Annotated in this window: 12 protein-coding genes; 1 reads left to right on the top strand and 11 read right to left on the bottom strand. The window is 42.1% G+C overall.

Annotated features, from left to right (window positions below; translation table 11 throughout):
• Positions 1–64: 64 nt before the first annotated feature.
• From AB1S56_RS08680 to AB1S56_RS08660, 5 genes are all read right to left on the bottom strand, one after another.
• A complete protein-coding gene (locus AB1S56_RS08680) occupies positions 65–616 on the bottom strand; it encodes an AraC family transcriptional regulator (protein WP_340873542.1) in 552 nt (183 codons plus the stop codon).
• A gap of 343 nt (positions 617–959) precedes the next feature.
• Positions 960–2,930 (bottom strand): glycoside hydrolase family 43 protein, encoded by a 1,971-nt coding sequence (locus AB1S56_RS08675; RefSeq protein ID WP_340873543.1) that lies wholly within the window; start codon positions 2,928–2,930, stop codon positions 960–962.
• A gap of 321 nt (positions 2,931–3,251) precedes the next feature.
• Entirely contained in the window at positions 3,252–4,130 is an 879-nt protein-coding gene (locus AB1S56_RS08670; protein WP_340873544.1) for a carbohydrate ABC transporter permease, read from the bottom strand.
• 12 nt (positions 4,131–4,142) lie between these two features.
• Complete coding sequence (locus AB1S56_RS08665; RefSeq protein ID WP_340873547.1) at positions 4,143–5,051, bottom strand: ABC transporter permease subunit; 909 nt, start codon at positions 5,049–5,051, stop codon at positions 4,143–4,145.
• A 70-nt stretch (positions 5,052–5,121) separates the two neighbouring features.
• Positions 5,122–6,162 (bottom strand): extracellular solute-binding protein, encoded by a 1,041-nt coding sequence (locus tag AB1S56_RS08660; RefSeq protein WP_340873549.1) that lies wholly within the window; start codon positions 6,160–6,162, stop codon positions 5,122–5,124.
• 99 nt (positions 6,163–6,261) lie between these two features.
• Here AB1S56_RS08660 and AB1S56_RS08655 point away from each other — a divergent pair, with 99 nt between their 5' ends.
• Complete coding sequence (locus AB1S56_RS08655) at positions 6,262–7,599, top strand: IS1380 family transposase (RefSeq protein ID WP_340873812.1); 1,338 nt, start codon at positions 6,262–6,264, stop codon at positions 7,597–7,599.
• Positions 7,600–7,793: 194 nt separating this feature from the next.
• Here the strand turns inward: AB1S56_RS08655 and AB1S56_RS08650 are convergent, their stop codons facing one another.
• The 6 genes from AB1S56_RS08650 to AB1S56_RS08625 all read right to left on the bottom strand — a co-directional run bounded on the left by AB1S56_RS08650 (position 7,794) and on the right by AB1S56_RS08625 (position 15,816).
• The gene (locus AB1S56_RS08650) at positions 7,794–8,390 is read right to left on the bottom strand and encodes a hypothetical protein (RefSeq protein WP_340873467.1); all 597 of its coding nucleotides are present in this window, start codon (positions 8,388–8,390) and stop codon (positions 7,794–7,796) included.
• A gap of 136 nt (positions 8,391–8,526) precedes the next feature.
• Entirely contained in the window at positions 8,527–10,125 is a 1,599-nt protein-coding gene (locus tag AB1S56_RS08645) for a response regulator (protein ID WP_340873468.1), read from the bottom strand.
• Positions 10,100–11,890 (bottom strand): sensor histidine kinase, encoded by a 1,791-nt coding sequence (locus AB1S56_RS08640; RefSeq protein WP_340873470.1) that lies wholly within the window; start codon positions 11,888–11,890, stop codon positions 10,100–10,102. Before AB1S56_RS08640 ends, AB1S56_RS08645 begins: the two co-directional genes overlap by 26 nt.
• A gap of 132 nt (positions 11,891–12,022) precedes the next feature.
• On the bottom strand, positions 12,023–13,048 hold the full coding sequence (locus AB1S56_RS08635) for a cellulase family glycosylhydrolase (protein WP_340873472.1): 1,026 nt from the start codon (positions 13,046–13,048) through the stop codon (positions 12,023–12,025).
• A 153-nt stretch (positions 13,049–13,201) separates the two neighbouring features.
• Positions 13,202–14,347, bottom strand: a complete 1,146-nt coding sequence (locus tag AB1S56_RS08630; RefSeq protein WP_340873474.1) for a mandelate racemase/muconate lactonizing enzyme family protein — start codon at positions 14,345–14,347, stop codon at positions 13,202–13,204.
• Positions 14,344–15,816, bottom strand: coding sequence for an aldehyde dehydrogenase family protein (locus AB1S56_RS08625; protein WP_340873476.1), 1,473 nt, complete (start codon positions 15,814–15,816; stop codon positions 14,344–14,346). Before AB1S56_RS08625 ends, AB1S56_RS08630 begins: the two co-directional genes overlap by 4 nt.
• Between the last annotated feature and the right edge of the window lie 20 nt (positions 15,817–15,836).

Below are 15,836 nucleotides of genomic sequence, written 5' to 3'. Positions count from 1 at the left end.
GATAGGGAATATATACGATACTGACAAAGTGAACATTCCGTATAACAATCTGAACATTTTGATTCTAATTATTTCTTCCAAAGAATTGATTTCGATATGCCATTGGCGCCATACGTTCAATTTCACGAAATTTTTTCGAAAAATAAGAGGATGATCCAAAACCTGTATGATGTGATATCGCCTGTATGTCCTCATTCGAGTTTTTTAGCAATAGTTTGGCTTGCTTAATCCGATAGACCAATAAATATTCCTGTGGTGTACATCCAAATTGATTTTTGAAACAGCGAACAATATGATGGGGATGAAAATTAAATTGCTCAGCCAGTTGTTCATATTTTAAGCTATCCTTATAATGTGTTCGTAGATAAGCAGCAACCATCTGTGCCAAGCTCCCAGATGATTGGAGACATGAATTACTGGATGAGCAACTCAACTCAAATATTAACTTCTGGAAGTATAATTGTTGTTTCCATCTGGCATCTGTTAGAGGAGACAATTCTAGTTCCTTTAATTCCTCTAGTAAATTGAAAGTTGGGGTAGGATCTATTAATTTCCGATGCCTTGGAATCAATAATGGAAATGGGTGTATCGGATTGGTCTCCTCAGCCTTTTTCACATTACGCACCTCTTCCCTCTTCTCAGAATCAACCTCCGTCCAATCCCCTCTAGACTGAAAGTGAAGCCAATAATAGTGTGTTTTAACCGAAACAGGGCGCGGTGAGTAGTGGGTACAATCTGGTCTTAGAACGACGAAAGAGCCGGGCTCCAGCTTCCATTGCTGAGGCCCCTCTCCTATAGAGAGTTCTCCTTCCTCTACTATCAGAAGATCGAACACACCTATGTTAGAACGTTCCGCGTGACCACTCCCTGGAAAAAATACTGCATCATGACTCGTTATATAATGGGGGAGTGGGGGACATGTAAAACGAAAATATGACATTGGGAATTGCCCCCTGTGCTCAGTGTGAATTTCCAAGCTCAACCCATTCCAAATATTGTACAACAAGTTTTCTATTGGAATTTATAGAAATCGATCTCCACTTATACTCCAAAAGAAGCTCTGAGAATACGAGAACATTATCCGACCAAACCTGCAATAAGCTCTCCTCATATTGGATACGTAATGTTTCTTTTCGTTCTACTAACTGATCGGTTATTGCGATAGTTCGTGTCACTCCCCTCTCTAATACAAATTCCAAGTCCACTCTCCATTGCGTACCCTTAATTTTAAATCGACAGACTGAGTAGAATTCCATAAATGGGTTATGAATGGCCAAGGCTGCATCCCCATGTTTGGGCATGCCCACTAAACAATCTTCGATAAATCTCCACTCTCCTGCTACAGGACTCATCAACTGAACACAAGCTTCCGCTCCCAACCTAGAGAATGAAAGAGCACCGGTGAGAGTGATTCCTGCAAACCTTGCTGATGTATAGTAGGTTACTAATGCATAGCGAGATAACGGTGTGTTCACATTAGCAAATAGCATTTCCATGCCGTCAAGTTCAACTCTAACTGTACGTTCTGCACAGCTCACAATAAGCTGATGATAGACATCAAACCTGAAAGTTGTTTTTAAATTCAAGATGATTTCCTTCATTTTAATATTACGAATAGTTTCATATATACCTATTGTTCTTTTACCAACATCAAATAGCACTTCAACAAAGCAATTATCATCCACAGATAACAATGCTACACCATATAACCCCCCCATATGACTAGGCTCCCAACGAATGTTGGCTTCCAATAGGGCATATGGTAATAATGCGTTAATGCTAGCCCTTCCTACACCAACCTGTGTTTTTTGCAGCAATTGTCCGTCATGGATTTCCCAATCGCCTCCTTCAGTTGTCCAACCTTGTCCAATTACACCATCTGGATGATCAAACAAATCACGGAACAGGGGGACTGCAGGAGCAGGCTGGGTTAGATACGTCGGTCCAGATATATACATCAGATCACCATGCCAATGTATTGGATCGATTCTCATTTGCCTACGCTCTTCATTTTCATTACAGTCAGTCTTATTAACAAGCACATCGCGGCCATGATACACAATCCAGTCATCTATATTATTGGGCGCTTTCGCAACGCTATTGTGACCCACACCTTCAACATGAATATTTTGACGAAGAAGCGGCTTGTAAGTATCGTCATCAGGGTATTTTTGCCACGATAACTGTGTGAGTGATTGGCCATCTTTAACCTCAGCAATGCTATATCCAATATAATAGTAAGGACTTGTAAAAGCGTTCCCACTGTACATAACATAGTGCTTGCGCCCTCTCTTGTGATGAAAAGCCCCTTCAATAGTGTGCCAGTTTCTCCCATCCCCAAAACGATTTTCTGCGAATACTTCCTCGTCTAGTGTTGGACGAACAATTAGCTTCGGATTCCCTTCAGGGGTCAACGGGTCTATCATACGATCGGCAAGTATTACAGTCCCAGCGCGATTGTCATCAATACCGAAAGTTTCATTTGTTGAATAAAATAATACAAGCTCATCGTTATCATCTCGCACGACATGAGCATCGATCGAAAAGGTTTCAAAGAGTGTCTTACGATATAGAAACGGTCCAAGTGGCGAAGATGACGTCGCAACTCTCATGACTTGAAGATGAGGATCGTGGTGGCCACTTGGCATGTTGGATACATATAGATAAAATGTTCCATTATCGTAAATAACAGCAGGTGCCCAGTAGTCAGATCTTCCCTCCTCCTGATAGGCATAACCGATACTTGTCCAGTTTACTAAGTCTTTAGAGTGAATTATCGATACACCATCTTTTGCTGTTGCATAAGCATAATATTGACCATTCCATTTCAACACGTAGGGATCAGGATGACAGACCGAATGTTTATTATTATTTTCAATTTCTGATGAGTGGTCTATATGAATACACAACGGATTAGAATAAGTTCTCATGTTTAGACTCCCCTTAATTGATATAGTACAAAAATAGTAGTTTCGCGGACTTCTCATGTAATTGTACCGGGTAGGATAAGGCAACAGATTGGTACTCAGTAAGACACTTATGAGAAATCCTCTATCGAGGCCTTTCAAAGATGAGCGACCGCGTTTAGATGTAGGATTTATCGCCAAATAGAATTTCCGTTTTCGAATGCTCGAAAACTTATAGATTCTATTGTGGTAACAAAGAGCTAGCCTGTAAAATACACAGACTAGCCCGCTTTCTATTGACAGGCAGGATGCGGCAAGGGCATCCCTTGTGAAATATAATGTGTATTATCCTTTTATTGCGCCAACCATAATGCCCTTGACAAAATACTTTTGAACAAAAGGGTACATAATTAACACGGGAAGACTTGCAACCATGATTACGGCATATTTAATACTTTCAGCAAGGAACACGCTATCTGCACTGTCAAAACTATCAAATTCCGCTTGAATCTTATTCTGAATAAGGATATCGCGAAGAATAATCTGCAACGGGAACATGTCACTATCCCTCAAATATATAAGAGCATTAAAATAAGAGTTCCAGTGCTGGACCGCATAAAATAGTACCATCACCGCAAGAATTGGTGTTGATAAAGGGAGAACAATATTCCAAAAAGAGCGCAGGTTTGAGCAGCCGTCCATCTGTGCAGATTCCAGCAATTCATCGGGAATATTAGTCTGGAAATAAGTTCTCATAACAATTAAGTTATACGTAGCAATAGCATTGGGAATGACCATAGCCCAAAATGTATTAGCAAGAGACAAGGACTTGACCAGCAAATAAGTAGGAATAAGTCCCCCATTAAAAAACATTGTAAATGCAATAAGAAACATAATGGCGTTGCGTCCCGGTAGAGTTCGACGAGACAAGGCATATGCCGCGATTGTAGTGAGAAATAAATTAATACATGTTCCGACAGTAGTGTAAAGAATGGAGTTACTGTACCCGTTCCAAATCTTATTGTCTTCAAAAACTTTAAAATATGCCTCAAAGTTAAGGTCGATAGGATAGAATAGCACATCGCCATTTAGCACTTTTATTGGATCACTTATGGAAGCTATTATTACAAAGTAGATAGGAAATGCTGCAATTACAATTAACACAATGGATATAAAATAACAGGTTATATCAAACCAACGTTCCTCACTAAATTTTAGGCTCATGTTCATTCCTCCTTACCACAAGCTCGTATCGCTCTTCTTACGAGCGATGTAATTAGCAACGATTAGCATGACAAAGTTAATAACTGAATTAAATAATCCTATGGCAGCAGAGAAGCTATATCGCCCTTTTTGTATCCCTGTCTGATAAATAAAAGTCTGAATAATGTCACTCGATTCTGCATTCAGGCTATTCTGCAAGAGAAGTGCTTTTTCAAATCCAATATCCATAACATGACCTATGCGCAAGATTAATAGGATAATAATGGTGGGCATGATACCAGGTAACGAGATATAACGAATACGTTGCCAGCGAGAAGCCCCATCAATTTTGGCTGCTTCATAAAGCGAGGGATTTATACCTGCTAGAGCCGCTAAAAAAATAATGGCAGACCATCCTGCCTCTTGCCAGATACCGCTTGTTACAAATATCGTTCTGAACCATTCAGGGCTTTGCATAAACGCAAACGGTTCAAGCCCAAACCACTTAATAATATTGTTAACAACACCTGTATCAGGATGAAGAAAGGTGTATATCATTCCGGTAACAACAACTACTGAAAGGAAATGAGGAATATATGTTACATTCTGAAGCAGCTTTTTCATTACATTTCCGCGAATTTCATTAATAAGTATCGCCAGCATTATGGGAACAGGAAATGCAAATATAATATTATACAAGCTTAACAGGATCGTATTTGTAATTAGGCGTGAAAAATAATATGCATCAAAGAAATCCTGAAAATGTTTTAAGCCAGCCCATGGGCTACCCGAAATACCCTTGACGGGATTAAAATCTTTAAATGCAATTTGAACACCATACATCGGTAGATATTGAAATATTACATACCAAGCTACCGGCAGGAGCAGCAGCAAATAATATTCCCAGTGCTTGCGAAACGCCTTTTTCTTCGTGGATGCCAAAGCCTATTCACTCCTTCAAAACATATTATAGGAAGAAGAAGGAAGGCAGCTGGCCTTCCTTCTTAGGATGCTAATTTTTGTTATAGCCATCCAATGCTCTCTGGTAATATGCTTCATATTCATCTATGCCAAGCGTCTGAAGAGTCTGCTTATATTGGCTCCATTTCTCCTCTGTTACACCATCGATAATAAATCGCGCCATCGATTCGCGCACAAATTTCCGGATATCTTCCTGCATAGCACTAAACTTGTCCGCATCGGATGGGTCCATTAATGGTTCGCCATACACCACATCGGGCATATAAGGCTCCAACGCGTCTTGCGCGTCTTCTATCAGAGGACTCGTAATAATACCAGCATTTTTTGCTGTAATAATATGTGGTGCGCCCGCCCCAGGCCAAAATGTGAATTTCCCAATAGCTTGCTGCGGACTTGGTTTAAAATTCATAATTTCATCGCTATATTTTGGATTTCCATTCGAATCTTTAGTATAAGTAACACCTTCAATTCCGAACCTGAAGAACTCGGATCCTTCTTCGCCGTAAAAGTAATCAATCCAGCGGATGGTAGCTTCAGGGTATTTATTGCTATTTGTAATCGCAAACGTGCCACCATCACGAGCAACTGATGCGGACGTCACAGTTGGATCACCAAATTTTGATTTTGGCGGAGCAATTCCCTTGAAGATTTGTGTATCAACGAAGGCTGTAGTCTGACCAAAAGATAACCCCACCTTGTTAGCTGTAGAAAGTGCATTCACCTTCGTAACATCATTGGTAAATGTATTATTATCCAGTAATTTCTCTTCAAACAGCTTATGAGTGAACAGGAGCATTTCTTTATAATTTTCGCTATCGAGCCAGAGCTTAAATGTATCATTTTCAATTTTACCAGCCTCCCCCATCTGCAATGATAGGGAGAACATGCTAAGCCATGGACGTAACTTGTCATTGTTAAAATAAGCGTTGTCGCCTAGATCCATAGACACAGGTACAGCATCAGGTGCAATATTTAGCTCCTTAAACTTTTTCAACACTTCATAGAGCTCATCTGTTGTCTTTGGAACTTCCGCTCCTGCCTTGTTTAACCAATCCCTGAATCCGTGATACAAAGTTTATAAAAACCGAGATATTTAAAGGAAAATGCATCTCTGAAGTCGAAAATTAAAGATAATCGCTTATTATCTACTTTCACCAACGAGGTGCTGAATATGAAGATCCAATTCACCCAATCTAAGGAAATCCTCTTAACAACGCATGCAGGCTTGGCTGCGGTCGGTGCGCTGCTTTCCCATACACAGTTGTCTCAGCGTCTTAATCGCTCAGCCGTTAAAGGAATGGAGAATCCGATCCACGGGAACGGCGAAGTCATGAAAAGCTATCTTGGTCTGCTCTGCCAAGGTAAAAGCGATTTCGACCACATCGAGCCTTTTCGCAAAGATACGGTGTTTCAAACATGCCTGGGTATTCGCAAAGTGCCTTCAAGCCCTACGCTCCGTCAGCGACTGGATGCCGCTGCACAAACAATAGATGCCAATTGGAATGACATTCTGTTGCAGGAATCTGCCGACCTCATCCGAAACCTCAATGCCCCGGTAACTGGACTTGACGCAGGCGAGCATACGGTCATACCGCTGGACATTGACGTTTCGCCGTTCGATAACTCCGGCACGAAAAAAGAAGGTGTCTCCCTCACGTACAAAGGAACATTTGGATATGCCCCCATCTTTGCCTATTTGGGCCGAGAAGGGTATGGCGTAAATCTTCAATTGCGTGAAGGTAGTACACACAGCCAGAAAGATGGTGCTGATTTCCTTCGGGAAACGATTCATTACGCTCGTCGCATTACAAGTGATCGTCTACTCGTCCGTATGGATTCTGCTCACGATAGTCTTGAAAACTTGCAAGTTTGCCACGCGGAGAAAGATGTTGACTACATCATTAAAGTCAATCTTCGCGGCGCTTCCAAAGAAAGCTGGCTGCGAGTAGCCGAAGACAAAGGGATATCTTGTGAGCAACGCCCTGGGAAGACCACCTACATCGGCGCGATTACATTTCCACAGAAAGACTTCGATTGTAACCTGCGTCAAGTGTTCCAAGTCATCGTGCGTACGATCGATCGGGATGGGCAGGTGCTCATGTTTCCAGATGTGGAAGTGAACGTTTACTGGACATCTCTGACTTGCTCGCCATGGCGTGTCATTGAGCTTTATCGCGATCATGGCACAAGCGAGCAATTTCATAGTGAGCTTAAGACCGATCTAGATTTGGAGCGATTGCCGGCAGGCAAGTTCGATACGAATGAGCTAGTCCTGCACGCTGGCGTATTCGCCTATAACCTGCTTCGCATCATGGGACAAGAAAGCTTACGTCAAGATGATGCACCGATTCGTGGAGGCGTCGGGCGCCGTCGTATCCGAACTGTCATTCAGAACATCATCTACATCGCAGCTAGAGTCAGCCGCCATGCCCGACAAACGTCCTTCAATTTCGGCCGTTACAGTCCATGGTTCCAAACCGTTCGTCGAATCTACCAGGCATTTGCCTGATTATTGTGAATGAAACGCAAGCACAGCCACCAGTCGCCTCCCCCCTGTAAAAAAGGAGGTTTATTTCGCATGCCTTGCTTCCTGTGAAAAGCGCTTCTTGTTTGAATCCGAAGATGGGAATGTTGTAAGATACACAATCTTCTACGCCTGTTTTCCAAAATACGGACTGCCTAGGAGGTAGGGGACCTAAGCTGTCACGGATTCAGGCAATCTTGATTTATCCAAATTTTAGAAGTTCTTGCAGAATCCAGTTCTACCATTGTTGGTAAGGCATAAATATGGCCGTCAGGAGCGGTAATGGTTTTCTTGGCATCAGGGTACTTCTCAAAAAGGGCTTTTAAATTTGGAGCATGTTTATCAATTAATCCTTCAAGTGGAATTAACATACCTGTTGATCCATACTTCAATTGCTCTGCTGGCTCAATCCAAGAATTAATAAATGCGTCCGGCAGATCGTTTGAAGCGAATAACAGGTTTTTCCTTTCACCAAAATTTTGAACCGGATACACCTCAAATTCAATGTTCATATTCGTTTTTTTGGCGTATTCTTGAACTACAGTCATCTCATTCCATTCACCGTGCTGCGGATTCATCCTTGCTACAAACCTCAAAGAAATTGGTTCCTTCATAATTGGAAACCCACTAGTGTTATACCGTTCTGTTTCATTGGCTACAACATCTTCTTTGACCTGATTTGCTGTTTGCACACCATTGTTACTGCAACCACTAACTACTACTGTAGCAAGCATAACTAAGGATACTAAAGACATCGTCCACTTCTTTTTTGTCACTTGACAACCACCCTTTCAAGTTTTGTACAATCCGGCATTTTTATTATATTATTTGCCGTCTGTGGTTCCATTGTATATAAGAGTGGTCACTAATAAACTTCACAAATTTGTCTTATAGCTGTACAAGTTTGACTTCTTAATCCATATGCTGACGCTTCCGGACAGCTTGCTGAGGTGTTAGTCCTGTTATATCTTTAAACACACGAAAGAAATAGCTGTAATTATTAAAGCCTACCTGTTCGTATACTTCCTTTACAGTAAGCTCCCCACTCTCAAGGAGCTCTCTTCCTGCTTTGACACGTATTCGATTAACATACTCGATAAATCCCGTTCCTGTCTCACTCTTGAACAAACGAGACAGATAAGATGGAGACAGATTAAAATATCGTGCTGTTGAATCCAGACTAATTTCTTTCCTATAATGTTTTTGTATGTAATCTACTACCTGAATAATATAAGGTGAATAAATTGGCATCTTATCCTCTTCCAGACTATGAACCAGTTTAATAAATAACGCTTTAATGAGGTCGCCAAGTGATTCAGCACCTGTTGTCAGTTGCATCATTGCATGCTCGATTGCCTCCGTTGTTTTGATTCCTGATTTCACCAAAACTTTCCTGGCCAATGTGATGAGCTCGTTTACCATGAGTTGAATCTGCAATTCATCTGCTTTAGTACTTATCACTGCAGCATAAAGCTCCTCAATGATCGCTACTACAACTTCTTCTTCGCCTCCGATTACCGCGGATAGAAGCCGCTTTTCCTGCTCAATGGAAAAGAGTTGCCGCTTCTCAACCACTCCGTCAATACTCTCTCTTGAGATGCTAGGCTCTAACCCTGATAAGAAACGTAATTTGGCCGCTGCTCTTCCGTACATCTCATGCAATAGCTGAGTATTAGTACATACTCCAGCAATCTGTACTGCCACATGCATATTTAGAATCAAATGTAGTGTTCTGAGGATTTGACCTTCAAGATTCTGTAAATCTTGATATATCGCGCTCTCGCTACTTAGATTTGGATAGCCAATAAGAACAGCAAACCGTCCGTGATCGATATGAACAACACAGCCTTTCTCCAACGTTCCTACAGCCTGCTGGCACACCTCTATAATTGATGTCACAATTTGACTTCTTTCCGTGTCACTCTTCCCATGGGTAAGATTGAAAAAATAAGCAATCTGTAGTACAAGCAGAGCAGACCTTTGATACGAATATGAGTACGATTTCATCCAAGGTTTCCATTCTGTTGTTCCACCGAGAAGAATTTCTCTGACATAATGACGCAATAATGCAGGTTGATTGCTCCTTTGATCCAGATCATATTGACGTTCTCTATTCAATTTGCGCTCTCGATCTTCTAGTTGCTTAGAAATGGATACGAGGGTTGTTTTAAGTAGATGTGCATTTAATTCATGCTTAAGAATATAATCTACAGCGCCGCTCTTAAGAGTACTCTTTACATATTCAAAATGATCATAGCTACTAAGAACAAGCATCTTAGTCTCTAAGTTATTCGAAAAAATATGCATAGCAAGCTCGACACCATCCATTCCAGGCATTTGGATATCCAATATAACAACATCGGGGCTATGCTGCTCTATCATATTAATTGCAGAAGTGCCATTGGATGCCTCCCCAATAATTGAGAATCCTAAAGCTCCCCAATCAACTAAATGAGCTAATTCACGACGGACAAGCCATTCATCATCAACGAGTAGAACTGTCCAAGCCAAATCCATCATCCCCCTTTATTAATTGCACATACGGAAGCTTTACTTCTATTGTGGTAGAATGTCCCCACTCAGAATGAATGGTTATTCCATACTTGGGACCGTAATATAGCTGTATTCTTTCATTCACATTTTTTAATCCAACCCCTGCTTTTCTCCCTTTATGCTCACGTTGTAAATCGATACCACTTACCTTGCGAATTTGCTCTTCTGTCATACCAACACCGTTATCATACACGATACAAATGAGATCACTGCCCTCTTGAAATACGTCTACATGTATCATTCCGTTATTTTCTCTTGCTCCCATGCCATGCAAAATCGCATTTTCTACAAGCGGCTGCAAAGTAAATTTGAGAATTCCGCAGCTCACACAACCTGGATCAACGTGACATTCAAATTGAAGCTTACCTGCATAACGATATTGTTGAATTGTCATATAATGATCTAACAGCTGAATTTCTTGATTTACTGAAATCTGCTCATCCTGATGGTTGGTTAGCGATCTTAAAAGTGTAATAAACGATGTCGTTAATTCTTCTATATTTGGAGTATGCTGAATCTTCGCTAGATAACGAATTGTATTTAAAGTGTTATACACAAAGTGTGGATGGATCTGTGCTTGAAGTGCCTTGAAATCCGCTTCTCTCTTCTGTCGCTCTCGTTCCTCTACTGCCTGCATGAGATCTCGAATCCTTTGCATCATAATATTAAAGGTAGCCCCAAGTCTCCCAGCCTCATCATGAGTGATAATCTCATGCCGGGCATTGAAGTCTCCGCGCTTAACGGACTCCATCGTTCTTGTGAGCGATTTCAAATTCCTTGTGATTTGTCTTGCAATTAGGATGGATGCAATAATTACAACAAGCACCACCACCGCTATAATCCGGAGCATCTCTATACGTACAATTACTATGTCATGAATTAAATCAGATTCTGAGATTACCGTTATGAGGGTCCACTCCAGTTCAGGAATATATCGACGCAGCAATATATATTCTTTGGTTCCGTACTGGATCTCTCTTAATGTTGTACTCATTCCCGAAGTATTCTCATAGGACCAGAACGGTTTATACTTTGAAGTTGTAATTGAGGTCCCTATTGCATTCATATCGTGATTGAGAACAATTGTACCATCCGAGGTTACCACTACCTGCTGCATATCTAGATTGGACTGTCCGGAGTAGGAGGATGCCAGCACCTCAGGATTAATGTCTAGAACACAATAACCGATAATAACACCCTGATTAAAAATTACTTTGCCCACCGAAACTTTGCCATTTCGATATTCGGCGAATAATCTGCCTCGGTTAGCCTCAGTATTTAGCAGACGTTTACTCCAATCGTCGTCCGGAAGCTCCCGAATTTGTACGACTCCACTTTGGAATAATTTGTCTGAATCAAGACCCACCACTCCTAGACGATCAATATATGAATTATATCCTCGCAAGGATTGAAGAAATGATTCTACACGTTTTATTTCGTGATACCATCCTATACTTGGAAACTCGTTATTGCTTGTTAGTGAAGAAGAGATAAATTCTTTATCAAGAGAAATCACTGTAAGAACTCTTTCAATATCACGAAATAGTAGCCGAAGCTTTTCGTCGGAATGAACTAAGCTTTCAGAAGCATATTGAATGGCATTACGCTTTATTGCTTCTGATGAATTGCCATACATATAAAACATCACTATTGAAATAGAGATTACAGTTACGGATAATAAACCGAGTAGTATTTTAGTTTGAATACTAGATATATAAAACATTTTGAATATCCGAATATGGATCACTCCCCATTATATCGAACAGTAACAGAAAACATCTCACACCCTTAATGGGGAGGAGATGTTTCACTAGTATCAGCATGTATTCAGAATAATTCATACTCAACTCGTTATTTACTTCTTTATATAAGTTTCCGATATAGCTTTTGCCCAGTCTGGCCATTTTTTGTTTTCCTCAGCATGGAACGCTGCATGACCAGAGATGGCACGTGCATCTTCGAGACTCCATACTGATCCATCTTCGTGGAACACACCATTAAGTGTTCCACTTTTGCGTTGACCTATGAGGTATGCAGGCTTTACCATGAGTGACCAAAAGAAGTGGCCAATTCCTGATTCTCTCACTACATTAGCTAACGTTACATATTCTGGCTGCCATTCTTCATTATCGGTTCCTTCGCCATTCCAGCCAATTCTGCCTTTTCGCAACCGTTGCCATTCCGTTATCCAGATCGGTTTTCCAACAATATCTGCAACTTGAAGAGATTGCTGGATTCTATCCGAAAAAGACTTCAGTTCACTCGGAAAATTGTCATGAAATTGAAATATATCTATTCCAAGATCAAGATAATACAAGTTTTCCTCCGCATGAATACTTCCGACGGTGATAGGTATTGATCCTTTTAACTTTGCAGCAATCTCAACCATTGTTCGAGCAAACCGAAAACGTTGAGGAGTATTCGGTTCATTTATAATCTCAATGGCTAATAGACGCTCATCGGATGAATAGTGCTCCATAATCCATTTAACAAACAGCTCGGTATCTTTCCAGCATGATGCATCATTAACAACTTCCTCTAATGGAGAATTTACAGCTACTGCTGTTAATGGATTCTTGTCAAGCAGTCTCTCTCTTGTCTGCGGTGAAGCACAACATTCAAACAAGCTTGGCATAATTCGAATACCTTGACTATACGCCACAGTAAGAAGATGCTCGAATCGCTCTTTAAGTAGCTCCGGTTCTTCTTGCCAGTATTCATAACTTAACCAGATGCGAAGTGCATTCAAGTTCAGTTTTGTTGCATAACCAATATCACGTTCTATCTCCTCCCTACAATATTCTTTCCACATCTGATATGAATTGTAAGCTCTGGATGAAATATATACAGCTCCATGAATTTGCGATTCAGCATTTATCACTTAAAACCTTCCTTTCAACCTATTTATTCAATGTAACTGATCCAAATATAATACAACATCAATTACATTCAAATAGGGAAAGGAAACAATATGATGAGGAATACCAACAGTGTATTATCAGGAGATCATTTCATACGTATTCAGACGGCATTACTAATGAACAGTGGATACAACGAACTGCCTTCCGTTCCAAACACGCCCAAAATTGTTCATGAATACTGGATTAGGGGACATACCGATACCAGGCCGATTCGAGAGCACATAATGCCCCCTCTCTATCGGTTCGTCAGCAGTCATGGCCGCTGATCTCAATTGGGTAACTCCCCATGGATATTCCATAGGTACGGAATGACGGCATAACGAAGTAAGATGCGCCGAGAAGGCTGTGGATATCGGGCTGGTCGGATTATGCAAGGAAATACTCAGCCCCACACTCTCGGCCATTGATATGAAGGTCTGAAGTGCTGTTACGCCGCCGGCATGTTTCACATCCGGCATTAACACATCGTAATATCGACCTACTAGATAGGGAACTAACTCCTTCTCATGTAGCACCCCCTCTCCTGCAGCCCAACGAATATAAGGAGCATACGCCCGAATTTCAGGGAAATGAATTATTGCTTCAGGAGGCAGTGGATCCTCGATCCAATAGGGGCGACCATGCTTCTCGCACCATTCCAACAATGCAATCAATGACAGCCGGTTCAGCCTCTGATGACAATCCAGCATAACACGAGAAGGAGGTACAATCTCATACAGGGCGAGAATGCGAGAGAATGCCATAGCCATAAGTTCCGAATCCTTGAACGGATTCAACTCATCGAACGGCGTACACTTGACCATGGATATGCCTGCCTCGCGCGCTTCCTTCGCTTTCATTTGGAGCCCCTCAGTGGAACGATCCTCCCTTAGGCCTCTATTTAAATTGGCATAGAGTGGAATAGATGGATTGACAGCTCCCCCAAGACATGCATGCAGGGGCAATTCATAGCTTTGGGAGGTTAAATCCCATAATGCTTGGTCGATTGCACTTCTTATTGTGGATCCAAGTCTCTGAACAGGGTAAGAAGGATGGTAATCTTTCTCCTGAAACCTATGTGTCAGCTTGCGAATATATCGCGGGTCCGTATCCATCAGTTTGTTGGCTTCTTCTGTAAACAAAGTCGCAAGGAGCTCCGCTTGACCTCCGTCAGTGGCCTCTCCCCAACCTACTATGCCTTGATCCGATTCCAACGCCACCCAAATCCATGTGTCCTCCGGTAATTCGATTCGATAGATACGTGCATCTATAATTTTCAAGCCTCTGCCTCCTCCAACGACTTGCCAGCAGGAGAAATAACGATTGTTTGTACCGATGTGTAAAATTCAATGGCGGCACGTCCCTGTTCACGGGAATGGGAGCTCGATTGTTTCATGCCGCCAAACGGCGCATGTGGTTCAACTCCGGCAGTCTCGCCATTCACCTTGATGAGGCCTGCTTCAATATGCTTAAGGAATGACAGCATTCGATCGATATCGCTCGTGAAAATCGCAGCACTTAATCCATATTGGCTATCATTGGCTATGGCTATTGCATGCTGGAAATCGTCAGCAGGTATAATCGCCAATACAGGTCCGAAAATTTCCTTACGCGCCAGGTCCGAATCAGGCTTAACATGATCCAAGACAGTAGGGTTAACATAACAACCTTCCGACAGTTCCGATGACAGAGACCCTCCAGCCCGTATCCTTGCTCCTTCATTCACCCCTTGTTGAATTGCCGATAGAATATCGGCTTGGGCAGAAGGATGAACCACAGGTCCTAGAAAACAATCAGCTTGCATGGGATCCGAAACCTTGATTCCTTTAACTTTATCGACAAGAAGCTTCGTAAAAGGCTCCAGTACAGCTCTTTCGACAATAACCCGGCTTGTAGCTGTACACTTTTGACCCGAGAATCGCATCGCCGCGCTGACCGTCATCTCCGCAGCCTGTTCGAGATGGGCATCGGCTGCCACAATAGTCGGGTTTTTTCCGCCCATCTCTAATTGATACTTTACTCCCCGTTCTACGGCAGCTTTGGCTATTTGCTTGCCAACGTGATTAGACCCCGTAAAGGAAATCCCGTTAATAGACGGATGATTAATGACGGTATGCCCAACCTCCGAGCCTATACCTGTCACGAACTGAATCACTCCTGGCGGGAATCCCGCTTGTTCCAACAGTTGCATGAGGCGGTATGCTGTCAACGAAGAATGCTCTGCCGGCTTCCATATGACTGTGTTTCCATAGATAAGCGCAGGCGCGATCTTCCATAAGGGAATAGCGACCGGGAAATTCCAAGGAGTAATTATTCCTACTACGCCTAACGGGACGCGATTGGAATAGAGGAGGGAAGGCCCGTCCGAAGCCGGGTATACCTCCCCTAACGCTCGCATTCCTTCACCCGCATAATAACGAAGCAGCGCGACTCCTCGCTTAACCTCTCCCATGGCCTCGCCGAATGGCTTCCCTACCTCGCTCGTTATTAGACAAGCGAGCTCTTTCCCGTTGTGTTCAAGTAGCTGCGCCGCTTTAAACAAATACTCTCCTCTTTCAGGTCCAGCCTTCATTTTCCAACGTTTTAAAGCTTTGCTTGCAGATAAAACTGCCTCTTCTGTTTCCTGTATTGTTGCAACCTCATAAGTGCCCACCAGCTCTTCAAGATGAGCTGGATTATATCGTTCTCCCCTTCTATCCGACTCACTTTCTCTCCACTCACCCTGGATATATAACTTTGCTGATATCAAGTTTGAATGCAACTCCTCTC

The organism is Paenibacillus sp. PL2-23 (assembly GCF_040834005.1).
In the GTDB taxonomy this organism is placed as follows: domain Bacteria; phylum Bacillota; class Bacilli; order Paenibacillales; family Paenibacillaceae; genus Pristimantibacillus.
The sequence above is the reverse complement of the archived record's forward strand: the minus strand, read 5'-3'. Positions and strand labels throughout refer to the sequence as shown.